Genomic DNA, 23,513 nt, shown 5'->3' on the forward strand with positions numbered 1-23,513 from the left:
CCTGGCCCGGGCTGATCTGCGCTGGAGTCAATTTACTTACTGGTCATAAAAAGGCGGTGTGGTTGATGCTGGGCTTACTGGATTTCAGCGGCAAGGTGGTGCTGGTCACCGGCGGCACCTCGGGCATAGGCAAGGCGACAGCGCAACTTTTCGTGCAACTGGGCGCGACCGTGTACGCGACCGGCCGCCGCGCTGACGCGGGGGCGGCGCTGGCGGCCGAGGGCATCCGCTTCTTGCCGGCGGACCATCAGGTGGCCGACGACTGCGAACGGGTGGTCGCGAGCGTTCTGCGTGAGACCGGGCGGCTGGACGTGCTGTTCAACAACGCCGGCTGGATTTTCCTCGCCGACGCCGAGCATTCGTCCGAGGCCGACTGGCAGAAAATCCTCGACCTCAATGTCATCGGCGCGTGGCGCATGGCGAAGGCGGCCATTCCCACGATGCGCGCGCAAGGTGGCGGGGTGATTGTCAACAACGCGTCGGATTGGGGGCTGAAAGGCGGGCGTGGCGCCGTCGCCTATTGCAGCAGCAAGGGCGCGCTGGTGCAGATGAGCAAGGCGATGGCGCTCGATTTGGGGCCCGACCGGATCCGCGTCAACGCCGTGTGTCCGGGCGACACCGTCGTCGAGTGGTGGACGGCGGGGCAGTACGACGGGATGGCATTGGTGACGCCGGCGGCCGAGGCCGAAGAGCGCGCCAAGGACTGGGTGCCGCTCGGGAGGCTGGGGCAGGCAGAGGACGTGGCCCGCGCGGTCGTTTTTCTCGCCAGCGACATGGCCGCCTACATCACCGGCGTCGCCTTGCCGGTGGACGGCGGCAACAGTGCGCAGTAGGGCGAAAAGAGGGCAACGATGAGACTGGGCGCAGGACTGGGCATCAAGCCGCAGCATTTTTGCGATGCGCTGGCCGCGCGGGACGCGGGGCTGTGGTACGAGGTGCACCCGGAAAACTACCTGGCCGACGGCGGGCCGCGCCGCGCGTGGCTGCGCCGGCTGCGCGAAGAGCACCCCTTGTCGCTGCACGGGGTGTCCTTGTCGCTGGCCGGGCCCGACACGCCAGACGCGGCGCATTTGCAGGCGCTGGCCGCGCTCACACGCGAGCTCGAGCCGGCGCTGGTGTCCGAGCACCTGGCGTGGAGCAGGCTTAACGGCGTCTACCTGCCCGACTTGCTGCCGGTGCCGCGCACCCGCGCCACGCTCGAGCGCCTGTGCGCGAATATCGGCCGCGTGCAGGACGCGCTGGGCCGCGCGATCGCGATCGAACACCCGGCGCATTATCTTGTTTTGCCGCACGAGATGGACGAGGCCGAGTTTCTGCATGAGATGGTCCGCGCCAGCGGCTGCCGGCTGCTTATCGACGTCAACAATGTGTACGTCGGCGCGCGTAACCTCGGCTACGACGCGGCGGCGTGGCTGGACGCGATCGACGGCGACGCGGTCGCCGAAGTCCATCTGGCCGGCCACAGCGCCGACCCGCTGCTGGGGGAGAGATTGCTGGTCGACTCGCACGACTGCGCGGTTGCCGAGCCGGTGTGGGCGCTGTATACGCGGCTGATCGCCCGCATCGGCGCGCGCCCGACGCTGATCGAGCGCGACGGTGAGGTGCCAGAGTTGGCCGGTTTGCTCGCCGAGCGTACGCGGGCGCAGGCAGTGCTGGACGAGACGGAGGCTTGCGCATGAGCCACTTCGACTACGCGGGTTTCGCCGCTGCGTTGTGCGGCGAAGGCGACGCCGGCGGCCTGGCCGCCCAGCCGGGCTTCGCCGTTTACCGCAATACGGTGATCTCGGGCTGCGTCGACGCGCTTATCGCCAACCACCCCTCGCTTGCCACGCTAATGGGCGAGGCGTGGCTTGCGAACTGCGCGCGCGCATTTGCGCGGGACAATCCGTCGCGCGACGCGCGGCTGATGCTTTACGGCGCGGGCTTTGCCGCGTTTGCCGGAGAGATGCCCGGTGCGGACGCGTGGCCGTGGCTGGGGCAGGTTGGTGCGATCGACTACGGCTGGCTGCAGAGCCACCTGGCTGCCGACGCCGTGCCCGCCGCCGCGCTCGCAACGCTGGCCGCGGATATGCCGCTCGCGCCGCACCCTGCCGCGCGCTGGTTCTGGAGCGAGCGCTGGCCGCTGTGGCAGTTGTGGTCGAGTGCGCGGGCCGGGCAGACGCCCGCGCACCTGCACTGGCAGGGCGAGGGGATACTGCTGAGCCGCCCCGCCGGCGAGGTGCAGGCCTGTGTCGTGCCGCAGGAGGTGTGCGTGTTGCTGGATGCCTTAGCCGCCGGGCAGGGCTTGCAGCAGGCGGTCGCAGTGGTGCTGGCGACGGTGGCCGCGCCGGATTTTACCCGGCTGATGCAGCTGCTGGCCGGTGCCGGTGCGCTGGTCAGCTATCAGGAGTAAGCATGATGTCCACCTCGTTTTTCGCGCGCCACAACAGCGTGTCCGGCCGCCTCGCGCCGCTACTGCGCCCGCTGGTGCCGCTGGCGGCGCGCTTTGGCATCGCGGCGACCTTCTTCCTGTCCGGCCGCAGCAAGGTCGACGGCGTGCTGGCCGTCAGCGACAGCGCCGTGCTGCTGTTCCGTGAAGAGTACCGGCTACCCGTGCTCGACCCGGCGCTTGCCGCGCACCTGGCCGCTTACGCCGAGCACCTGTTTCCTTTGCTGCTGGTGCTCGGGCTGTTCACCCGGCTCTCGGCACTGGCCTTGCTGGCGATGACGGCGGTGATCCAGCTCTTCGTCTACCCGGACGCGTGGCCGGTCCACCTGGTGTGGGCCGCCAGCCTGCTTTACCTGGTCGCAGAAGGGGCCGGGCGGCTGTCGCTTGACCGTCTGTTCGGGGTGCGCTGACGCGGCTTCAGGCCGCCAGCGCTGTGGACGCGACCACGCGGTTGCGCCCGCCGCGCTTAGCTTCGTAAAGCCGGGTGTCGGCGCGCGCGAGCAGGTCTTCCAGCTGCAGGTCGGTGTCGCGCAGGGTCGCGACGCCGACGCTGGTCTGCCAGTGCAGCAAGGCGTCGGCGTTGAGGGCGAGCTGGCCGTCAGCGATCGCCTCGCGCAGCCGCTCGGCCAGTTGCAGCGCGGCGGCGCGGTCGGTCTCGGGCAGGAGCACGGCGATTTCCTCGCCGCCCACGCGGGCGAGCACGTCGCTTGCGCGCAGGCCCCGTTGCAGGGTGTCGATGCTCTGGCAGATTACCCTGTCGCCAGTGGCGTGGCCGTAGCGGTCGTTGATCGACTTGAAGTGGTCCAGGTCGAACAGTAGCAGCGATAGCGGGCGCTGGTGGCGTTTGGCGCGGTTGATCTCGGTCTTGGCGATGTCGCGGAAGTAGCGCCGGTTGTACGCGCCAGTCATCGGGTCGCGCGTCGCGTCTTCGTGCAGCCTGCGCTCGAGCAGAAACTGGTGCTGGCGGGCGCGGATGCCGTGCAGCGCGAGGAAGACGGTGAAGGCGAACACGATGGCGAGGCTCGCGTTCAGGCTGGCCAGCGCAAGGGGGTCAGGCGGCTGCCACCACAGCGCAAGCTGGGTCGACACCACGCAGTTGGCCAGCACGAACAGCATGGGCGGCAGCGTAGGCGTGAACAGCGCGCCCAGCATCGGCACCATGAAAAGCGCGGTGTGGTTGAGCAAGAGGCCGTTGGGCAACAGCGCGTAGATCGCGGCGAGGCTGACGATCATCACGTTCATGAACAGGTAGGCCGACCAGTAAAGCTCGCGCGCGCCGGGGCGCGCGTGCGTGCGCAGCAGTAGCGCAAGCCCCAGCGCCAGCGGCAGGCAGCGGATCGCGATGGTCTGTTGCGCGATTTCGTGCGGCGCGACAAGCCAGTCGCGCACGCCGAACACGAGCAGGGTGACCATCGCCAGCCGGATGCACTGGATGTACGCGCGCCCGGCGTTGTGCATGCCGGCGGCGAGGTAGGCCGGCATCAGCGCCGGCGGGATCGTCGTGCGGAACATCGGTAAAGCCCCTCGTCCTGTGGTGGCCGCATATGGACGGCCCAGCCTGTCTTGCGCAGGCTTGTGTGCGGACTGTAAGGCAAAACCGCGCGAAATGCCATTGTGCTTACGATTGGGTCTGTTTCGACGGCAGTCACCCAACCTGGCAAGGTTGGCCGTCGTCGCAGGGACCCGCCAAGGGGCTTTAGAGATCCAGTCGCTCGATGTTCCAGTTGATGCGGTCAACCTCCGGCATTTCACGGCCATCGTCAACGCCGATCTCTGCTTTGATTGCAGACTCCAGCTTCTGGTTCATCGCCATCAGAAGTGCCGCATTGGCCGTCGGTGCTGTGGCCAGGTTGGTGACTTCGGAAGGGTCTGTCTTGAGGTCGAATAGTTCGACATCGTTCCAGCGAAATAGCTCGTCCAGATTGGCCGGCCGGTTCCGGTCGACCGGTGCGAAGTAGCGGGTGAACTTGTGCCTGCCATCGAAGACCGTGCGCAAGCTGCCGCGTTTTTTCAGGTTGGGGCGGTAGCCCATGGCCTGGATGGCGGTCTTGGGATCCTTGCCGGCCGCCTTGGCTTCGGAAACAAGCCGAATCATTTCGCTGTCGTTGGTGGCAATCCCGCTGTAGGTGAAAAGGATATTGTCGCGGACCGCGTGCAGTCCCGCATTTTGCGGCGAACCAAACAGGGGAGACAGGCTCTTGCCGGGCAGCTTCCGGCCGGCAAATTCGGCCGCCTGTGTTTCCGTGACGCCACACAGCGATAGCAGTGTCGGGGTAAGGTCGATATGTCCGGTCAGCGCGTTGCAATGCTGCCCCCCATTCACGTCCGGGTGGGAAATCAGCAGGGGCAGGTGAATGGCCTCCTGATACGCGAAGGGGCCTTTACCACGCAGCCCGTGGGCACCGCCCATCTCTCCGTGATCTGCGGTAAAGACGACAATGGTGTTGCCCGAGAGGTTCAGCGCGTCCAGTTCGTCCAGAAGTTTTAATAGTTGGGTATCGACGGCCTGCAGCGAGTTGAAGTAGAAGTCGTTGAATCGCTGCCAGCGCACTTCCTCCATGGGAATCGTACCCAAGGTATATCCCCAGGCTTTATTGAATTCGGCATGTGCGGAAGGCCGGCCCGCTCCATCAAGCGGCTGCCCGAGGGTGGCGGGTAATTTGGCTTGCCACTTTTTTGCATACATCGGGTGCAGGGGCGCGCGTGTTGCGGGCATGAGGAGGCGACCGTTGTCCTGCACCGATTCTCCGGGCCGGTCAGTGTTGAAATACATGATGTCGTGAGGGTTGACGAGGCTCACGACCATCGCCCACGGTGTGCCGTCGGCGTTGAGTTGTTGTCCCTTCTCGCGCAGCCATGAAACTGCGCTGTCGGCGATCATGTGATCGTGCTTGTAACCGCCCAGTGAATGGGTAAGTACATCCCCAGGCCAGGCGAAGTCGGAAAAGCCGTAAGCGTCCATTTCCTTGTCAAATAAACGCGTTGGCGTGTCCGTATCAAAATCCTTGTTGAGGTGCCATTTTCCCTTGTAGGCGGTGTAGTAACCGGCCTTGCGCAACATGTGCCCGATGGTAGGGACTTGGGTGGACAGCGCCTTTACATAGGGCATGTCGGTGTTTTCGAACATCCGGTTGTCCGGTGTCTGCAGGCCGGTCAGCATGACGGCACGCGAACTGGTACACATCACCGCCGGGCAGTAGTGATTGTGGAAGGTCACCCCCTGACGCATCAGTTTCTCGTGGCCCGGACGTGCAAAACCGATGGGCAAGTTGTCCAGATACCGTTCCTGATCGGTGAAGACAAACAGCACGTTCGGTCTTTGCTTACGGCTGTTGAACTTCGCCGTGGAAACCTGTGCTCCAGTGCCGGTTCCTGGCTGGGCGGCTTGGGCCAGCCCTGGCAATTGCGACAAGGCAAGACCGCTGCTCAGCGCCATGAACGCCCTGCGGGAAATCGCGTGAGGCTGTAGTTTGCTGCTGTCCATGGCTGACCTCTGTTCCGGGGTGAAGGCATCTGCTCAAGCTAGCCCACGACATATGGCTGTCAACTGGCAACGACTCGGGCATTTTCTTCAACCGTGAACAGTGCGGGAGGCCCCCTTTGGCGCATTTGGGCGCTCTTTGCCTGTCAGTGGAGCACTCGATGGCGCGGCTTAGGCGGGACTGGGGCGCAGCTACGGTTGGGCATATCTGCACGGAGACGGTAACGGTATCGGGGGCTAACGATGCAGAAACGGATGGTACTGATTTCTGCTTGGCGTGATCGCGAACGCGAGGGCCGGTTGTTCACGCGAATGGGGGCGCCCCGCCTGGATGTTAAGGTGTGGTGATGCGGGTCGCCCCAAGCGTTGTGAATGAGCAAGGCATCGTGCAGCCCTCCTCGCCACTGTGTGGCGGGGAGGCGCCGGCCTGCCGGTCGGCGCGGCTTTGACAATGTAGCGTCTAGCCCAACTGTGCGCGCAGGCGGGCGCTGGCCATCTCGGCCAGCCACGAGAGCATGACCATCGCGACGATCAGCGTCGCCGCGGTCGGCATCTGGAACAGAGACAGCGCGAAGAACAGCGCGCCGCCGACGCCGCCGGCGCCGACGATGCCGAGCACCGACGCGCTGCGGATATTGTTTTCCCAGCGGTACAGCGTGTATGCGAGCCACTGCGGCAGCACTTGCGGCAGCACGCCGTAGGCGAAGGCCGTGGCGCGGCCGGCACCGGCCGCCGCGAGCGCCTGTCGGCACTCGGGCGGCGTGTTCTGCAGCGTCTCGGCGAACAGGCGGCCGAGCACGCCGGAGGTATGCAGCGCGAGCGCGAGCACGCCGGCGGCCGGCCCCAGCCCCAGCGCGAGCACCGCGAGCATCGCCCACACGAGGTCGGGGATGCCGCGCAAGAGTGCGAGCAGCGCACGCGCGGCCAGTTGCAGCAGCACACCGAGTTCGCCTGCGGCCGGCAGCGCCAGCGCCACGGCGACCAGCACTGCGAGCAGCGTGCCCAGCACCGACATCGCCAGCGTCTGCCACAAGGCCTCGGCGAGCGTCGCCCACAGCGGGGCGGATACGTCCGGCGGCCAGAATTCGGCGGCAAAGCGCGCGAGCGCGTCAAGGTTGGCGACGCCGCCCTGCCACAGGGCGTCCAGTTGCCACAGGCTGGCGAGCACCGCAGTGGTGAAAGTCAACGCCAGCGCCGCCGTGCCGCGCGGGGTGGCCAGGGCGCGGCGGGCGAGGCGGCTGGTGGCGTCGGCGGCGGCGACCAGCAGCAGGAAGGCGATCAGCAGCGTTGCCGTCTCGGCACCGTTCATCATCTTGAGGCTGTTGTCGAGCAACAGCCCGAGCCCGCCAGCGCCGACCAGCCCCATCAGGGCGCTGGCGCGGATCGCGCATTCAAAGCGGTAGACGGTGTAACTGATGAGTTCGGGCAAGGCACCAGGCAGTACGCCGTAGGCCAGCCGCACAAGCCGGCCGGCGCCGGCCGCGCCCAGCGCGCGGGAGAATTCGGGCGGTTGCGACTCGAGGATTTCAGCGTACACCTTGCCCAGCATGCCGCCGTAGGCGACGCCCAGCGCGAGTACCGCGGGCAGCGTGCCCAGCCCGATCGCCCGCACAAAGAGCAGTGCCCACACCACTTCGGGCACCGCGCGCATCGCGACCAGCGTCCCGCGCAACAGCGCGCCCGCGGCGGCGGCCACCGGGGGCGTGCGTGTATCGCTCAGCGCCGCCTCGCCCAGCGTGCGGCAGCCAAAGTAGGCGGCGGGCGCGCCGATCAGGATGGCCAGCGCAAGGCCGAGCGTCGCGCAGGCGAGCGTGGTGACGGTGGCGCCGGCCACTTCGGCGAGCAGCGTGCCGCCCAAGGCCGGCGGCCAGAACTGCGCGGTAAAGCCGGCGAGCGACGCGAGTGTCGCCGGATCAGCCAGCAGCCGCGGGTCAAAGCCGGTCGCCGCGACGCACAGCGCAAGCAGCACGGCAAGGCCGGCGCCGTGCCATGCGCGGCGCGCGAACAGGGGGTCGTGCACGGGGTTCAGCATCGGGCGGGCAGCAGGGTGGCAGGTGGCGAAGCGAGGGGAGCGGCGGCGGTTTGCTCGCCTTCGTAGAGCGCGGCGAGCCGCGCGGCGTCGACCTCTGCAGATGGCAGGTCGAAGGCGACGCGGCCGTCCCTGAGCGCGATGATGCGCGGAAAATGCGCGAGCGCGAGTTCGACCGAGTGCAGGCTCATCAGCAGGCTTGCACCGCGCGCGCGCGCGTCCTCGCACAGCACGCGCACCGTTTGCGCGGCAAGGTAAGGGTCGAGCGCCGACACCGGCTCGTCGGCGAGCACCAGCTCGCCCGCCTGGTAGAGCGCACGGGCGACGCCGACGCGCTGGCGCTCGCCGCCGGACAGCGTATCGCTGCGCACCCACAGCTTGTGCGCAAGCTCGACCCGCGCGAGCGTCTGCTCAATGGCGGCGCCGTCGCGCGGCAGCACGAGGCGGGCCAGCGCGGCGAGCGTGCCGCTTTGCCCCAGACGGCCGGCGGCGACCGCATGGATCACCCGCTGGCGCGCCGGCAGCGGCGGCGTCTGCCACACGCAGGCGATGCGCGCGCGCAAGGCGCGGCGCGCCCGAGCGCCCAGGCGCCACGGGTCTTCTCCCAAGAGCGACACATAGCCGTTGCTCGGCGCCGCGAGCGTGGCAGCCAGCGAGATCAGCGAACTCTTGCCGGCGCCGGACGGACCGATCAGCGCCGCCTGCTCACCCTGGGCGAGCGTGAGGCTGATCCTGTCAAGCAGGCGGCGTTTGCCCCGCGTGAGTGACGCCGCGGCGAGGGTCAGGCTCATCGCGCGGCCTTACTTCAAGAGGCCGGCTTCGCGGGCCGCCGATTCGATGCCCGCGTAGTTGGCCGCCTTGGTCGGCACGAAGCGCGTCGCGCGCTGCAGCTCGAGGATGGCCTTGTGCTCGGGGCGGGCCGGGTCGAGCGCGAGGAAGGCTGTGCGGATGCGCTTTTGCAGCGCCGGCTGCAAGGACGCGCGCACCGTCCAGTTGTAGTCGTAGAAGGGCGGGGTGCTGCCGATCACCTTGACCTTGGCCGGGTCGATCTTGCCCGCCTCGTTGAGCTTGTCCCACACCGACGCGTTGAGCACGCCGGCGTCGACCTTGCCCGAGGCGACCCAGGCGACCGTCGCGTCGTGCGCGCCCGAGTAGCCGACCTGGCGGAACGCGGTTTCCGGCTTGATGCCCTGCTTTTGCAGGAAGTAGCGCGGCATCAGGTGGCCGGAGGTGCTGGAGACCGAGCCGAAGGCGAAGGTCTTGCCCTTGAGGTCGGCCATCTTGTTGATCTTGCTCTGGGTGCCGGCGATATAGCGCGAGGTGAAGCGGGTGTCCTCCTCGCGCTGTACCAGCGGCACCACCTTGCCGCGGGTGTTCGCCTGCACGAAGGTGAAGCCGCCCAGCCACGCGAGGTCGACCTGGTCGGCGGTCAGCGCGCTGACCACCGCCGCGTAGTCGGTGACCGGCACGAACTCGACCTTCATGCCCAGCTCTCTGGACAGGTACTCGCCCAGCGGCGCGAACTTGCGCTGCAGCTCGGTCGGCGACTCGTCCGGGATGGCGGTGACGCGCAGCACGCCGTCGGCGTGCACGGCAAAGGCGGCGGACGCGAACACGCCCGCCAGCAGGATTCTGGCTTTCATCATGTTTCAGCTTTCGTGTGCGGACTAAAGGCCGCATGCAAACTGGCAGCGGGCGCTGCCATAAAAAAACCGGCATCAGCCGGTCAGGCGGACTAAAGGCCGCCGGGGAACCGCCAGGCCCGGGAACGGGCCGGCCGCGATTCTAATTCAATTTGGGTTTCTGCGGCCACAGGAAGAGCAGCACGCCGACGGCGATCATCGGCAGGCTCAGCCACTGCCCCATGCTGATGGTGTACGACTGGCCGAAGATGCCGGCGTCCGGCGTCCGGAAGAATTCCGCGATGAAGCGGAACGCGCCGTAGCCGATCAGGAACACCGCCGAGACGCGGCCGGTTGCGCGCGGCTTGGCCGAATACAGCCACAGGATCACAAACAGGGCGACGCCCTCGAGCGCGAACTGGTAGAGCTGCGACATGTGGCGGGGCAGGCCGCCGTAGGCAAGCCAGGTGTTCATGAGGTCGGGGTGGCGCTCGACCCAGGCGATGTCCTCGGCACGTGCCTGCGGGAAGACCATCGCGCCGGGCGTATCGGCGCTGGTGACCCGCCCCCACAGTTCGCCGTTGATGAAGTTGCCGATGCGCCCGGCGGCAAGGCCCGGCGGCACCAAGGGCGCGATGAAGTCGGTGATCTCCCAGAAGCCGCGGCCGTGGCGGCGCGCGAACAGCGCCATGGCGACCAGTACGCCGATAAAGCCGCCGTGGAAGGACATGCCGCCCTTCCACACCATCAGGATCTCGGCCGGGTGCGCAAGGTAGTAGCCGGGCTGGTAGAACAGCACCTCACCGAGGCGGCCGCCGAGCACGACGCCGAGCACGCCGTACATCAACAGGTCGTCGAGCATCTTGGCCGTCATGAAGGTGTTGCCGCGGCGGATGCGCAGGTTGCCCAGCCAGATGAACAGCATGAAGCCGACCAGGTACATCAGGCCGTACCAGTGCACGGACAGCGGCCCCAGGTGGACGGCCACCGGGTCGAATTGCGGATGGATAAGCATTTGTCAGGAGCTGTGCGAATGCGGTAAAAGGAATGATGAAGAAATTATACGGAAAAGCGCCACTTGCCGCGCGTGAAAGCGGCGCGGGGCAAGGCTGCTTTACGGCCGGCGGCTCAAGACGCCGCGCGTGGCGCGCCGACAGCAAACCGCAAGAAAACCAAGGATAGACCATGCCGCAATACCGCTCCCGCACCTCGACGGCCGGCCGCAACATGGCCGGCGCCCGCGCGCTGTGGCGCGCCACCGGGATGAAGGACGAGGACTTCGAAAAGCCCATCATCGCCATCGCCAACTCGTTCACCCAGTTCGTCCCGGGTCATGTGCACCTGCACAATATGGGCCAGCTGGTCGCCCGCGAGATCGAGAAGGCCGGCGGGGTGGCCAAGGAATTCAACACCATCGCCGTCGACGACGGCATCGCGATGGGGCACGGCGGCATGCTGTACAGCCTGCCCAGCCGCGATTTGATCGCCGACTCGGTCGAATACATGGTCAACGCGCACTGCGCGGACGCGCTGGTGTGCATCTCCAACTGCGACAAGATCACCCCGGGCATGCTGATGGCGGCGCTGCGCCTGAACATTCCGGTGGTGTTCGTCTCCGGCGGGCCGATGGAAGCGGGCAAGGTCAACTGGAACGGCCAGACCCGCAAGCTCGACCTGGTCGACGCGATGGTCGAGGCGGCCGACAGCCGCGTGTCGGACGACGACGTCGCCGCGATCGAGCGCTCAGCGTGCCCGACTTGCGGTTCGTGCTCGGGCATGTTCACCGCCAATTCGATGAACTGCCTGACCGAGGCGCTCGGCCTGTCGCTGCCGGGCAACGGCTCGCTGGTCGCCACCCACGCAGACCGCAAGGAGCTGTTCCTCAGGGCCGGCCGCCTGATCGTCGAACTGGCGCGCCGCCACTACGAAGGCGGCGACATGAACGTGCTGCCGCGCGCGATCGCCAGCAAGCGCGCGTTCGAGAACGCGATGAGTCTCGACGTGGCGATGGGCGGCTCGACCAATACCGTGCTGCACCTGCTGGCCGCGGCGAGCGAGGCGGGCGTCGACTTCAAGATGGCCGACATCGACCGCATCTCGCGCTCGGTGCCTTGCCTGGCGAAAGTCGCGCCGGCGACGCAGAAGTACCATATGGAAGACGTGCACCGCGCAGGCGGCGTGATGGGGATCCTGGGCGAGCTTGACCGCGCCGGCGTGCTCGATGCCTCGGTGCCGACCGTGCACAGCGAGACGCTCGCCGCCGCGCTTGGCCAGTGGGATGTCGCGCGGCAGGGGCCGGACAGCGAGGCAGCGCGCTTTTACCGTGCGGCGCCGGGTGGCGTGCCGACCACCATCGCGTTCAGTCAGAGCATGCGTTATCCGGCGCTCGACCTTGACCGCGCCGACGGCTGCATCCGCGACAAGGCCGGCGCGTACTCGCAGGACGGTGGCCTCGCCGTGCTGTTCGGCAACATCGCCGAGCGCGGCTGCATCGTGAAGACCGCCGGCGTCGACGAGTCCATCCTCAGGTTCAACGGGCGCGCCCGCGTGTTCGAGAGCCAGGAGGACGCGGTCGCCGCCATCCTCGCCGACACCATCGTCGAGGGCGACGTGGTGGTGATCCGCTACGAGGGCCCGAAGGGCGGGCCGGGCATGCAGGAGATGCTGTACCCGACCTCCTACCTGAAGTCCAAGGGGCTGGGCAAGGCGTGCGCGCTGTTGACCGACGGGCGTTTCTCCGGCGGCACCTCGGGCTTGTCGATCGGCCACGTCTCGCCCGAGGCGGCCGAGGGCGGCGCCATCGCGCTGGTGGAAGAGGGCGACTCGATCCGGATCAACATCCCCGCGCGCAGCATCGAGCTGGCCGTTGACGCCGAGGTGCTCTTGGCGCGCCGCCGCGCGATGGACGCGCGCGGCGAGGCAGCGTGGAAGCCGGTGTCGCGCGAGCGCGCGGTATCGGCGGCGCTGCGCGCTTACGCGGCGATGACCACCAGCGCCGACACCGGCGCGGTGCGCGACGTCGACCAGCTCGCGCGCCGCTAGGCAAAGCCGGTGCTTGTGCGATAATCGGCCACAGGCCGTCCCGGGCGGGGCGGCCTTTTTCATGTTTGTTTCAGGGGTGAGGTGCGGGTGGTTTCAGGCAGCAAAATGGCGGGACGCAGGGGTTTTCTGGCCGGGGCCGTCGCGCTGGCCTTGTCTGCCTGCAAGGACGGGGCGGTGAGTGCGCTGTTCGGGCGCGACCGCGCGTCGCCCTTGCGGGTCGGCATCAACGCCGAGTATCCGCCGTTCGAATCGCTGGACGGGGCCGGGCTGCCGGTCGGCTTCGATATCGACCTGACGCGCCAGCTCGCCGCGCGGATGGGGCGCAAGGTCGAATTCGTCAACCTGCCGTGGCGGCGCCTGTTGCAGTCGCTGTCGCAGGGGCGGCTGGAGATGGTGGTCTCGGCGGTCGCGATCACGCCTATCCGGATGCGCAACTTCCTGCTGTCCACGCCCTACTACAGCGAGCGGCAGGCGCTGTTGCGACCAGCCGCGCTCGCCGCGCAGCCGGTGCAGCAACTCGCGCGCATCGGCGTGCTCGAGGAGAGTACGGCCGACGCGCATCTCCACCGGCTGGGGGTGGCCAAGCGGCATATCGTCGACTTGCCGGACGCCGGCGCGATGGAGCGTGCTTACCGCGCGGGCGAGGTCGATGCGCTGTTCGGCGACGAGCACCTGCTGCGCGCGCTGCAAAAGTCCGTGCCGGGCGAGTTGGGCACGGACGCCGCCTTCGGGCTCGACGCGTACGCGGTGGTGCTCGCCAAGGGCGAGGATGCGCTGCTGGGGGAGGTGAATGCCGCGCTGCAGGCGCTGCGCGAGGACGGGACGCTCGCGCGCTTGGTCGCGCAGCTGGAGGCGGCAGGAAGCTGAAGCGGAGCGTTGGATGTTCAAAAATGTTCGTTTTGGCGGGGAATCAGGCCGGAACGAACATCGAAGAGAGGGGCGGCGCTGCCGGCCCCTTTTTTGCGCGGGCGACAGGCAAAAAAAATGCGCGGGATTTATCGGCCCGCGCCAAGTCTACAAAGGAGAAATAGAGGAGAAACTATCAAGAAACATTGCTGCGTCTCAACGAAGAAGGATTATCCGGATCGCTCGCTCGCTTGTCAACGGTGATTTTTTCGGAAAGCGTCAAAAATTGTCATGTTTGTTCGTTTTGTGTTTCTGGTGTTTGAAAGTGAACGGCTGGCGGCCGTGGGCAGTCCGCGCGAACTATGACAGAATATCCTCTTTACATTGCCGTTCGACGACACGATGCAAGCCTTCGCCCCGCAGTTGCCCGACCCGCGCCAGAAACCGCAGGCGCTCGAATCCAACCGGCTGATCCACACCGCCGAGGCCGTGCTCAAAGCGGCCAGCGCGGACGAAGCCGCGCTGTGGCAGGAAGACCTTCGCGCGCAGATCGGCGCGCTGGCCGAACGCGCCGACATGCTGATGCTGTCGGTCGCGCTGGCGATGGCGCCGTCGCAGGCGGTGTACCGCACGCTGTGGCAGGCGCTGTGCGAGGTGACTTCGCGCGCGCCGGGACGCCATGTAATCGTGTTCGCGCTGCCGGTGGTGCTGGTCGCAGGGGCCGGCGGCAAGGCTGCGCTGCCTGCCGCGCTCGCCGACGAGGCGGGGCTCAATGCCTTGCTGCGCGAGCACGGCGTGTTCACGCCGGGGGCCGAAGCCTTCGTGTCTGGCGCGCTGGTGCACCCGGACGACTTGAGCGCGTTGTCCGCGCCGGTGCTCTACAAGACCGCGCGCGAGGCGGCGACCGCGCTGTCCGCGCTGCCGGGCTTGGCCGGGCGCGTGATCGAAATCGACCGCGACGGCGTGTTCCTGCGCTACCTTGTCGGCGCTGCGGTGCAGGAAGAGGGACGCCCGGCGCCGGTGCGCCTGGGCGGCGAGGTCGGCAGCTGGGGCTTGCCGATGATGAAATTCCTGGGCGGCCAGCTGAAGGCCGAAGGCGTGACGCTGTTCCCGATCGCCCGTCCGCCACAGGCGGTGCTGCCGGCGATGGTCGAGGGTGGCAAAGTGCGCCAGGAAGTCGCGCTACAGGTGTTCGCCAGCAGCCAGATCCGCCGCCTTCGCGACGCACAGGAACGCCCGGTCGCGGTGCTCGCCGCGCACGAAGGCGGCGAAATCAGGCTTTCCATCGCCAGCGAAAACGGCGAGGGCGCGCACGAGGGTTTCGTGTGGTCGCTCTCCCCGCTGGACGCGGTGGCCGAGGTCGAGCGCATGGCGTGCGAGCTGCTCACCGAGTGCCAGGTCGACGACGTGCGGGTGGTACCCGCCGTGCAGCACGCGACGCTGGCAGACGGTCGTGCGTTTCTCGCCCCCGCCGACGTGACGCCGGCGGCGCGGCTGCACTGAACACGCCGCCGCTTGCCATGTGCATTGCACAATTGATGTAGAATCCATCCATCCGCACACCCCAAACTGGAAAGAGTCGAAGATGTTTGCTGCTGACGAGACGATTGCCAAGTTCGACCCCGAACTGGACGCCGCGATCAAGGCCGAGTGCCAGCGCCAGGAAGACCATATCGAGCTGATCGCTTCCGAAAACTACGTGAGCCACGCAGTGATGGAAGCGCAGGGTTCCCAGCTGACCAACAAGTACGCCGAAGGCTACCCGGGCAAGCGCTTTTACGGTGGTTGCGAGCACGTCGACGTCGTCGAGCAGCTGGCGATCGACCGCGTGAAGCAGCTGTTCGGCGCCGAATACGCCAACGTGCAGCCGCACTCGGGCAGCCAGGCCAACCAGGCGGTCTACTTCTCCATCCTCAAGCCGGGTGACACCGTGATGGGGATGAACCTCGGCCACGGCGGCCACCTGACCCACGGCAGCCCGGCCAACTTGTCCGGCAAGATGTTCAACATCGTCGCGTACGGCCTCAACGAGAACGAAGAGATCGACTACGACGACATGGAACGCGTGGCGATGGAAAAGCGCCCCAAGCTGATCATCGGCGGTGCGTCGGCGTTCGCGCTGCGCTTCGACTTCGAGCGCATGGGGCAGATCGCCAAGAAGTGCGGCGCCTACTTCATGGTCGACATGGCGCACTACGCGGGCCTAGTCGCCGCCGGCGTCTACCCGAACCCGGTGCCGCACGCCGACTTCGTGACCTCGACCACGCACAAGACGCTGCGCGGCCCGCGCGGCGGCATCATCCTGGCCAAGGCCGAATACGAGAAGTCGCTGAACTCCTCGGTGTTCCCGACCCTGCAAGGCGGCCCGCTGATGCACGTGATCGCCGCCAAGGCCGTCGCGTTCAAGGAAGCGCTGCAGCCGGAATTCAAGGACTACCAGCAGCAGGTGCTGAAGAACGCCGACGCCATGGCCAAGCGCCTGACCGAGCGCGGCCTGCGCATCGTCTCCGGCCGCACCGAGAGCCACGTGTTCCTGGTCGACCTGCGTGGCAAGGGCCTGACCGGCAAGGCGGCTGACGCCGCGCTCGGTAAGGCGCACATCACCGTCAACAAGAACTCGATCCCGAACGACCCGGAGAGCCCGTTCATCACCTCCGGCATCCGCATCGGTTCGCCGGCGATCACCACCCGCGGCTTCAAGGAAGCCGAGGCGGTGCTGGTGGCCGATATGATCGCCGACGTGCTGGACGCGCCGGAAGACGCGGCCGTGCTCGCCCGCGTGGCTGCCGAGGCGACCGCGCTGTGCCACCGCTTCCCGGTCTACGTGAAGCAGGGCTGAGCCCTCAGGCTACATCCGTAAAAAACGCCACGGCTCGCCGTGGCGTTTTTCTTTTGTAGCGGCGCCGGGCTCAGGTCATCGCGTCGGCGTCGACGACGCGGTTGCGCCCGCCGCGCTTGGCCTGGTAGAGCGCGTCGTCGGCGCGGCCGATCAGGTACTGGTAGTCCGGGTGGCCGTCGTACAGCGCGACGCCGACGCTGACGCTCACCCGGATTTCCCGGCCGTTGGTCACGGTGAACGCCTGCGCCTCGAAGCGGCTGCGCAAGGTCTCGGCGATGCGCATCAGGTCGTCGTGGCCCAGTTCGACGAGGACGACCAGGATCTCTTCGCCGCCGTAGCGGAACACGAAGTCGCCGGCGCGCACGCAGGCCGTGATCAGCTGGGCAGCCTGCTGCAGCACGCGGTCGCCGCCTTCGTGACCGTGCGTGTCGTTGATGCCCTTGAAGTGGTCGAGGTCGATCAGCAGCACGCCGAACTGCTGCTGGCTGCGCTGGTGCAGCTGGATTTCCCGGCTGAGCACCGCAGGCAGGAAGCGGCGGTTGAGCAGCCGGGTCAGCGCATCGCGCCCGTTCTCGACCTCGACGTGGCGGTCGAACAGCGTCCCCAAAAGGAAGTGGATCTCGTCCAGCGTTTCCTGCAGTTCGCGCGAGCGCAGGCGCCGCTGTCCCGCGTCGGCCGCCTGCTGCAGGAGGGGCAGCACGATGTTGTCGACCCGTTCGAGTTGCGTTTCGATCTGCTCGAGTTCGTCCGAGCGCTCGAAGATCACCTCGGCCTTGTGGGAGAGCCACATGCCGAACTCGCTGCGGCCAAGTGAGGGCAGCGGGCTCGTTGCGTCGTGCAGGTGCAGCGAGAACAGCACGTTCTGGCTCCAGTCGAGGAGCGACGCGCGCTGCCGTTCGCGTTCGAGCGACAGGTTCTGCCCCAGCGCGTAGTGGCGGTACGCCTCTTCGGTGCGGGTCTGCCGCGCGGTGCTTCGCGTGTACGCGGCGTTCATCAGCTCCATCGCAAGGTCGATGGTTTCGCACACGTAGGCGTGCGCGCGGGTCAGGTCCTGGCGGGTCAGGTCCTGTTGGGCGAGCAGGCGGTACAGCTGCTGGCGCAGCTGGCGCGCGCCGCGGGTCATCAGGTGGACCGGCAGGTGGATGCGTGCGTGCACTTCACCCACGTGGCGCTGGTGCGCGATCGCCGCGTCGATGTCCGCCTCGCCGTCGCAGCGGAACAGTTCGACCAGCCAGTGCTGCATCGAGTGGCGCAACCGGGTGTTGACCGTGTCGTGGTCGAGGAACAGGCGGCCCTCGTCGGTCGACAGCATGTGCCTGTAGAAGTGGTCGGCGAGCGCCACCCGGTGCGTCTCGGCCAGCACGCGGATGAGCGCGCGCAAAGGCGGCGGGGTCTCCCCGATCAGGCGCAGCCATTCCTCTCGGGCGTAATGCGGGTTTGCGGGCACGTCCTGCTGCATGGGCCGGTTCCGTTGTCTTTGTCGTGTGGGATGCAGCCGATGTGCCGGCTTACAGGATTTCGGCGACGCTCTTCGCCGCGCGGCGCGCGTCGAGGAAGATCAGCCCGAGCTTGGCCTCTTTGCGGGCGATCACGGTCAGCACCGCGTCGCGGCCGGCGTGGCTCATCAGGATGTAGCCTTCCTGCCCCTTGATCATCACCTGTTCTAGTTCGCCGCGCGCAAGTTCGCGGGCGGTGCGCTCGCCCAGCGACAGCATCGCCGCCGCCATCGCGCCGACGCGGTCCTCGTCGACGTCCTGCGGCAGCAGCGCGGCCATGGTCAGGCCGTCGGACGAAATGATCGCGGAGGCCTCGATGTCGGCGCTGGCGCCGTTGAGGTCGCTGAGGATCGATTTGAGCATTTGTTCGCGCATGGTTTTTCTCCGGGAATACTTGGTTTCAGGCGTAGCGGCGGCACAGCGCCTCGATCAGGTCGACGAGGCACGGCGAGTTCAGGCGGGGGGCTCCGCCGATCACCAGCATGAAAGGCTGCTCGCCGATCAAAAGCGGGTGAAAGCCCAGCTCCGCCTCGCCGCCGGGCGACGTGAGCGCCCAGGCCTGGCTTGCCAGTTGCAGGTTGTTGTGCAGCAGGCGGCTGTGGCGGCGGGTCAGCGTGATCAGGTCACCGCACAGCGCGGAGAGCTCTTCGGCCGTCTCGTGGGCAAAGCCCGCGTTCGCGTAACAGAGGCCGTTGTCGTCGGCGAGCAGCGCGCGGCCACTGGCGGACAACTGGGCGAGCCAGGGAGGTAGCAGGGCCTCGAGCCGGGTTTCCGTCGGCTGCGGCGGGGCGTCCAGCGCCTCGACGAATTCGAGCTTCTGCAGGCGGTAGAGCCGCTCGAGCACCGTCTCCGGCGCCTCGTCGGGGTACCAGGCGGCGAGGGTTGCCCCGTCCAGCGGTACCCGGGCGCCGTCGCGCAGGATATGCATCATCATGTCGCGGCCGGGGTCGCGGTGCGGGGTGGTCGTCGCATAGTACGCGCCGCCCGGGGTCGCCCGGGCGTAGTAGGGGCCGCATAACTGGTAGCTTGCGTTCATCTCATCCTTCCAGGCCGGGGTCGATTGAGAACAGCAGCGCCATCAGGAGCTGGCGCACGTCGTCGGTGTCGCGCGGGTCGACTTCGAGGATCGGGGGGCGCAGCCCGAACTTCTCGAGCAGGTTTGCGTAATCGCCGGCAGTCGGCTGCGCGGACAGGTCGGTTTTGGTCACGCCGATCACCAGCGGCGCGTCGTTCAACAATTCCTTGAACGCGGTCAGGAAGAATTGCAAGTCGGCGCTCGGGTTGGGGCGCGTGTTGTCGATCAGCACGATCAGGCCGATGGCTCCCTCGCTGATGATTTCCCACATGAAGTCGAAGCGTTCCTGGCCGGGGGTGCCGTACAGGTGCACGCGCACGCCGTCGTCCAGCGAGAGCAGGCCGTAGTCGAGCGCGACGGTAGTTTCGGCCTTGCGGTTGACTGTCATGTCGCTTGCACGCGCGTCGGTCTTGACCGGCTCGATCTCGCTGATGCTGCCGATCGCGGTGGTCTTGCCGGCACCGACCGGGCCGGTGAAGATGATCTTGTTGTCCTGTTGGCGCATCGAAGTTCCAGTTCTAACGGTTGCGCAGGCGCGCGAGCAGTCGGGAGAGCAGGCCGCGGGGTTGTGGCGTACTGGCCGGCGCGCTCGGGGATGGGGCGGGGCTGAGCGGGCGCTCGGTCGCGCCGCGCCTGGTGTCGATCAGGCCGATCGCATGGCAGGCCGCGATGAAGTTGCACAGGTCACCGATCTCGACGCCCAGCATGCGCAGCGCCATGCGCGGGCTGGCAGGTGTGCGGGTCCAGAACGCGGCCATCCGCATCGCGTCGGGCAGCGGCGCGAGACGGGTCAGGTTCGGCCAGTGGCGCAGGCGGATCAGGTTGTCCGCGCCGACGCCGTTGGGCATCCGGCCGCGGGCGCTCAGCAACGCGAGCTGCCATAGCACCGCATGCGCGGCCGGTGCGTCAGCCGGCGGCTGTTCGTGCGCGCCTTGCAGCGCCCGCAGCTTGACAGTCAGCGCAGGCACTGCACACAAGCGGGCGAGCGTGTCGGCGGGGACGCTGATCACGCAGCGCTCATCGTTGGGGTAGAGCCGGAAGACTTCCTGTCCGTCGGCGACAACGGCGGCTACCCGCCTTTGCCTGTACAGCGAGGTGAGTACCCCGTACAGGCCGGTGGTCGGGTCGAAATAATCGACGCGCTCAGGCCACTCCTTGGCCGGACGTAGCTCGCGGGCGTTGTCGATTGCCTTGCGGGCCAGTTCGGCGTCGGTCGTTGTCACCGCTTGCGCGGGGGGCGGCGCTTCGGGGTTCTGCGCCGACGGTGGTTGTGGCACCGGCTGCGCCAACGGTTCCTCGCGTGTCGCCGGGCGGGTGCCGCCGGGACGGGGCGTGCCCGCGTCCGGCGCCGCGAGCAACTGTTGCAGTGCGGGGAACAGGGTCTCGACGCGGATGGGCTTGGGTAAGACCGGTGCCGGCGCGTCCGCTTGCGGGAAGGCGCTCACGATGAGTGCGGGCAGCCCCGGGTGCGCCTGGCGCAGTTGTGCCCATACCTGCCAGCCTTGCGGACTGTCGACATCCACGATGGCGAGGGAGGGTGTTTCGCCGGCGCTGTCCGAGAGCCGGTAATGGATTGCCTGGTGCATCCTGAACGCCATGCGCAGGACGGCTAGCTTGCGTTCGTCCATGCCCAGCGGCAGGACCGTGATGGCGTGAGCTTTGGCGGCGGTCATCATTTCTTAGGCCACCTCGTCCAGGTGGTGCAGGCGTTTGGCGCAGGCGCTGATCAGGGCCTGGGCTTCGTCGGGGATGGCGGCCGCGCCCTCGGCGAGGCACTGCCGCAATGCGGCCAGTCGCTGGGGCTCGTCCATGCGTTCGTACAGTTGCAGCAGCACGGGGTAAAGCGGGATGTTGTCGGGCTCGCGGGTGATCGCCGTCTCGAGCGCCGCAAGCGCCTCTTCGAATTGGCCGAAGGTCAGATAGCTGTCGACTTCTGCGAGCAGGGGCTGGCTGTCGTCGTTGGGCGTCGCCGCGTCGCGCCTGACCAGCTGGCGCGCCATCGCGGGCGCGTGGCGGACATGAGCGAAACCGTGGCGGCGGCCGATTGCCTCAAGGTCGGCGCGGCATGTGGCCTCGGCGAGCGCCGCGAAAGCCGGATGGTGGCCAATGGCGAGGCCGTAATGCAGCAGCCTCTCGCGCAGCTGCTCGCCGTTCTCGCCCAGTGCGACAAAAAACTGCCATAGCGCGCGCGCGTAGCCGTCGACGTTGCGCTGAAGATAGTGCACTTGCATAAGGTCTATCAGCAAGGATGGCCGGTCAGGCTGGGTGCCAAGCGCCTCGCGCACCGCCGGCAACGCGTTTTCGGCGTCTTCGGCCGCCAGGAAGAGCCGGATGCGGCGCCTGGCCGGGACGAACAGGCGAACCACGCGGGTTTCGTCTGCGCTAAGCGCGCCAAGCTCCGTGTCGTTGGCCGTCACCAGCGCCATGCCCTCGCCTTCGGGGGGGCGGGTGGGCGCGGCGGCGGGGACCGGCGGACGTTTGGCGGTCGCCGCATGCGGGACCTGTGGTGCGGCTTTGGCGGATGACGAAAATGCTTCGGGGCCAAGGCCCAGTCGTTCTTCCGCGAGCACGCGCAGGCCCAGGTGGTTGCGTTCTAGCTTGAGTCCGCAGCGGATCGCCGCCTCGAGTTCGGCGGCGGCAAGATTGCGGCGACCCAGGATTTCGCAGTAATCATCCGGGCGATGCAACTCGAGGTAGAGGCGGCACAGGGTCGCGAGTGTCTCCTCGTCGGCGCAGCCTGGCTGGTCGGCGTGGACGCGCAACACTTCCGCGGCCTGTTCGACGTAGCCGAAAGAGAGGTAGATCTGCGCCTCGGTCTTCGGGTCGACCGCGTCGACGTCGATCGCGTTGGCGTCTTCGGCGGCAAGGCCCGCGTCCGCACTATCGGGCGCGGAGGGGACGGCCGTTTGCGCGACCGGGCTTGCCTGGGTTGTCAGGGCCGTCTGCGCGGGCGTGGCCTTTCTTGCCTGCGCGCGCAGCCTGCGCCGGTAGAGGAGCCAGATCAGCGCCAGGCAGGGCAGCAGCGCGAGCGGCAGCAGGTCGAGTGGGATGCCCATCTTAGCGGGCGGCCGGCGGCGGGTAGTCGGCCTCGCCGATCAGGTCGGTGCCGCATTCCAGCGTCTCGAACCAGTCGAGGAAGCGGCCGACCATTTCCTTGCCGCGGAACGAGCTGCCGTGCTGGGGGACGATCCACTCGACGTCCATCCGGCGCACCATTTGCGCCCACAGCCGGCACGCCTTGTTGTTGCTCATGTAGCGGCGGTGGAACGCGAGCATGTGCGCGTCGTGCAGGTGGCGGTCGAAGTCGGTGACGGGAGAGGCAGCGTCGGCGCCGCTGACCAGCGACGCGCCGATGTCGCCGGAAAACAGGATCTTGCTGACCGGGTCGTAGACCTGGAAGAAACCGACCGTGTGCAGGTAGTGCGCGGGGACGATCTCGAGCGGGCTGCCGCCCAGTTCGATCTGCATGCCGCGCGGCGGGATCGCGATCAGGCGTCCCTCGGTCGCACCCTTCACGCAGAAGTGGGGCAGGAAGCGCGTCCATTCCTGCGCGATGATGATCTGCGCGTCGGTGATCAGCAGCCAGCCGTTGGCCGACGCGATGATGTCGGGGTCCTGGTGCGACGCGAAGATGTAGCGGGTATGCGAGGGCAGGAAGAAGTCTGCCATCTCGGCGATCAGGTGCTTGTAGGTCAGGTTGCCGCCGGGGTCGAGCAGCATGCCCTCGCCCTTGTGGATGATGGCGAACTGGTTGGCCTGGATGCCCTCTCCCTGGACCAGCTCGGTAAAGCCGATGCACTTGTGGGTGCCGTCGTCATACAGGGTGACTGCCATGCTTGCATTTCCGGATTGGTTTGATCCGGTAATAATTACCCATAGGGCATTATCCGTTATTGATATTTATCAATCGTTATCTATCCACATGAGGTTTTGCTGGCACAACGCACAACGCACAACGCACAACGCCCGCGCGGCGAGACCGGGCGGGCGTTGCAATAAAGCGGGGATGCTCAGGCCTGATCGGCTTCCGGCGTTGCAGCAGGCGCCGGCGCGGCGGCCTGTGGCTTGGCGGTCTGCTCGGCCAGGCGCGCACGTTCTTCGAGCTGTTCGCACTGGCGCTGGGCAGCAGCCTGTTCTTCCTCGGTCACCGCGCCCACCGGCTTGCCGTCGAGCGCGAAGCGCTTGCCGCCGCGGGCGACCGACTTGAGATAGCGCGGTTTGCGGCAGTGGTTGGAGAGCACGCGGCCGATCAGTTGGGTATCGTACTGCGGCAAGGCGGCTGCCAGCGCTTCGTGGATGCCGATTGCCAGCGGCTTGAACTGCTTGAAAACCGGGTAACTGGAGTAAAGGTTGCCGGCAATCATCTCGGTCTGCTTCTTCTTGCTCATCGATTGCACGGCTGCCTTGAGGGCTTCACTCAGTGCGGTTTCTTTGTTTTGGGCCATGGTAATGCGTGGTGCCTTATACGGTAGAGTGCACGGATCCGCGGCGCGAGCGGCGGACTGGTCAAGCGGGGATTCTACACGCTCAGCGGGCGCTGTCGTAGCCTGTGCGGCCGTTTTTCGGTGCTGTCCACCCGACGGTTTACAAAAATGCGACTTCGAATTCAGGTATACGGTTTGCGTGCTTGATCACAATATCGCGAATTGCTAATA

The 23,513-nt window shown here is 67.2% G+C and carries 22 protein-coding genes; 8 read left to right on the forward strand and 14 right to left on the reverse strand.

Features of this window, described 5'->3' with window-relative positions:
- The first annotated feature begins 65 nt into the window (after nt 1-65).
- From GZH52_RS10185 to GZH52_RS10200, 4 genes are read left to right on the forward strand one after another with little or no spacing between them, the layout of a single operon-like run.
- Nucleotides 66-833 carry an SDR family NAD(P)-dependent oxidoreductase gene (locus GZH52_RS10185; RefSeq protein WP_163316363.1) on the forward strand — a complete coding sequence of 256 codons (768 nt, stop codon included), beginning with the start codon at nt 66-68 and terminating at the stop codon, nt 831-833.
- 18 nt (nt 834-851) lie between these two features.
- Nucleotides 852-1,679 (forward strand): MNIO family bufferin maturase, encoded by an 828-nt coding sequence (gene bufB / locus GZH52_RS10190; protein WP_163316364.1) that lies wholly within the window; start codon nt 852-854, stop codon nt 1,677-1,679.
- Nucleotides 1,676-2,392 (forward strand): HvfC/BufC N-terminal domain-containing protein, encoded by a 717-nt coding sequence (locus GZH52_RS10195; RefSeq protein ID WP_163316365.1) that lies wholly within the window; start codon nt 1,676-1,678, stop codon nt 2,390-2,392. Before bufB ends, GZH52_RS10195 begins: the two co-directional genes overlap by 4 nt.
- A 2-nt stretch (nt 2,393-2,394) precedes the next feature.
- Nucleotides 2,395-2,838, forward strand: coding sequence for a DoxX family protein (locus tag GZH52_RS10200; protein ID WP_163316366.1), 444 nt, complete (start codon nt 2,395-2,397; stop codon nt 2,836-2,838).
- Between the two features lie 7 nt (nt 2,839-2,845).
- Here the strand turns inward: GZH52_RS10200 and GZH52_RS10205 are convergent, their stop codons facing one another.
- The 6 genes from GZH52_RS10205 to lgt all read right to left on the reverse strand — a co-directional run bounded on the left by GZH52_RS10205 (nt 2,846) and on the right by lgt (nt 10,575).
- Nucleotides 2,846-3,940, reverse strand: coding sequence for a GGDEF domain-containing protein (locus tag GZH52_RS10205; protein WP_163316367.1), 1,095 nt, complete (start codon nt 3,938-3,940; stop codon nt 2,846-2,848).
- 184 nt (nt 3,941-4,124) lie between these two features.
- Nucleotides 4,125-5,912 (reverse strand): sulfatase family protein, encoded by a 1,788-nt coding sequence (locus GZH52_RS10210; protein WP_163316368.1) that lies wholly within the window; start codon nt 5,910-5,912, stop codon nt 4,125-4,127.
- Nucleotides 5,913-6,369: 457 nt separating this feature from the next.
- The gene (phnE, locus tag GZH52_RS10215; protein ID WP_163316369.1) at nt 6,370-7,941 is read right to left on the reverse strand and encodes a phosphonate ABC transporter, permease protein PhnE; all 1,572 of its coding nucleotides are present in this window, start codon (nt 7,939-7,941) and stop codon (nt 6,370-6,372) included.
- Nucleotides 7,935-8,729: a phosphonate ABC transporter ATP-binding protein gene (locus tag GZH52_RS10220; RefSeq protein ID WP_163316370.1), complete on the reverse strand. Its 795-nt coding sequence runs from the start codon at nt 8,727-8,729 to the stop codon at nt 7,935-7,937. The genes phnE and GZH52_RS10220 overlap by 7 nt, the downstream gene beginning before the upstream one ends.
- Before the next feature lie 9 nt (nt 8,730-8,738).
- Nucleotides 8,739-9,584: a putative selenate ABC transporter substrate-binding protein gene (locus GZH52_RS10225; protein WP_163316371.1), complete on the reverse strand. Its 846-nt coding sequence runs from the start codon at nt 9,582-9,584 to the stop codon at nt 8,739-8,741.
- Nucleotides 9,585-9,723: 139 nt separating this feature from the next.
- Entirely contained in the window at nt 9,724-10,575 is an 852-nt protein-coding gene (gene lgt / locus GZH52_RS10230; RefSeq protein ID WP_163316372.1) for a prolipoprotein diacylglyceryl transferase, read from the reverse strand.
- A gap of 170 nt (nt 10,576-10,745) precedes the next feature.
- On the opposite strand from lgt, the gene ilvD reads away from it, so the two are divergent.
- The 4 genes from ilvD to glyA all read left to right on the forward strand — a co-directional run bounded on the left by ilvD (nt 10,746) and on the right by glyA (nt 16,287).
- Nucleotides 10,746-12,602, forward strand: coding sequence for a dihydroxy-acid dehydratase (gene ilvD / locus GZH52_RS10235; RefSeq protein ID WP_163316373.1), 1,857 nt, complete (start codon nt 10,746-10,748; stop codon nt 12,600-12,602).
- A 105-nt stretch (nt 12,603-12,707) separates the two neighbouring features.
- Nucleotides 12,708-13,469 carry an ABC transporter substrate-binding protein gene (locus GZH52_RS10240; RefSeq protein ID WP_163316374.1) on the forward strand — a complete coding sequence of 254 codons (762 nt, stop codon included), beginning with the start codon at nt 12,708-12,710 and terminating at the stop codon, nt 13,467-13,469.
- Nucleotides 13,470-13,850: 381 nt separating this feature from the next.
- The gene (locus GZH52_RS10245) at nt 13,851-14,951 is read left to right on the forward strand and encodes a hypothetical protein (protein WP_203525713.1); all 1,101 of its coding nucleotides are present in this window, start codon (nt 13,851-13,853) and stop codon (nt 14,949-14,951) included.
- A gap of 82 nt (nt 14,952-15,033) precedes the next feature.
- On the forward strand, nt 15,034-16,287 hold the full coding sequence (gene glyA / locus GZH52_RS10250; protein WP_163316375.1) for a serine hydroxymethyltransferase: 1,254 nt from the start codon (nt 15,034-15,036) through the stop codon (nt 16,285-16,287).
- 70 nt (nt 16,288-16,357) lie between these two features.
- Here the strand turns inward: glyA and GZH52_RS10255 are convergent, their stop codons facing one another.
- The 8 genes from GZH52_RS10255 to GZH52_RS10290 form a co-directional block, all read right to left on the reverse strand.
- Nucleotides 16,358-17,746: a diguanylate cyclase gene (locus GZH52_RS10255; protein WP_163316376.1), complete on the reverse strand. Its 1,389-nt coding sequence runs from the start codon at nt 17,744-17,746 to the stop codon at nt 16,358-16,360.
- A gap of 49 nt (nt 17,747-17,795) precedes the next feature.
- Nucleotides 17,796-18,158 carry a roadblock/LC7 domain-containing protein gene (locus GZH52_RS10260; protein WP_136551808.1) on the reverse strand — a complete coding sequence of 121 codons (363 nt, stop codon included), beginning with the start codon at nt 18,156-18,158 and terminating at the stop codon, nt 17,796-17,798.
- A gap of 25 nt (nt 18,159-18,183) precedes the next feature.
- A complete protein-coding gene (locus tag GZH52_RS10265; RefSeq protein ID WP_163316377.1) occupies nt 18,184-18,819 on the reverse strand; it encodes a roadblock/LC7 domain-containing protein in 636 nt (211 codons plus the stop codon).
- A gap of 1 nt (nt 18,820) precedes the next feature.
- Nucleotides 18,821-19,363, reverse strand: a complete 543-nt coding sequence (locus GZH52_RS10270; protein WP_163316378.1) for a GTP-binding protein — start codon at nt 19,361-19,363, stop codon at nt 18,821-18,823.
- Between the two features lie 13 nt (nt 19,364-19,376).
- Complete coding sequence (locus tag GZH52_RS10275; RefSeq protein WP_163316379.1) at nt 19,377-20,534, reverse strand: hypothetical protein; 1,158 nt, start codon at nt 20,532-20,534, stop codon at nt 19,377-19,379.
- A 3-nt stretch (nt 20,535-20,537) separates the two neighbouring features.
- Nucleotides 20,538-21,914, reverse strand: coding sequence for a tetratricopeptide repeat protein (locus GZH52_RS10280; protein ID WP_163316380.1), 1,377 nt, complete (start codon nt 21,912-21,914; stop codon nt 20,538-20,540).
- Between the two features lies 1 nt (nt 21,915).
- On the reverse strand, nt 21,916-22,692 hold the full coding sequence (locus tag GZH52_RS10285) for an oxygen-binding di-iron domain-containing protein (protein WP_163316381.1): 777 nt from the start codon (nt 22,690-22,692) through the stop codon (nt 21,916-21,918).
- A gap of 176 nt (nt 22,693-22,868) precedes the next feature.
- Nucleotides 22,869-23,303, reverse strand: coding sequence for a ProQ/FINO family protein (locus GZH52_RS10290; RefSeq protein ID WP_163316382.1), 435 nt, complete (start codon nt 23,301-23,303; stop codon nt 22,869-22,871).
- Nucleotides 23,304-23,513: the final 210 nt, after the last annotated feature.

This window comes from Crenobacter caeni (genome assembly GCF_010435965.1).
GTDB classification, from domain to species: Bacteria; Pseudomonadota; Gammaproteobacteria; order Burkholderiales; family Chromobacteriaceae; genus Craterilacuibacter; species Craterilacuibacter caeni.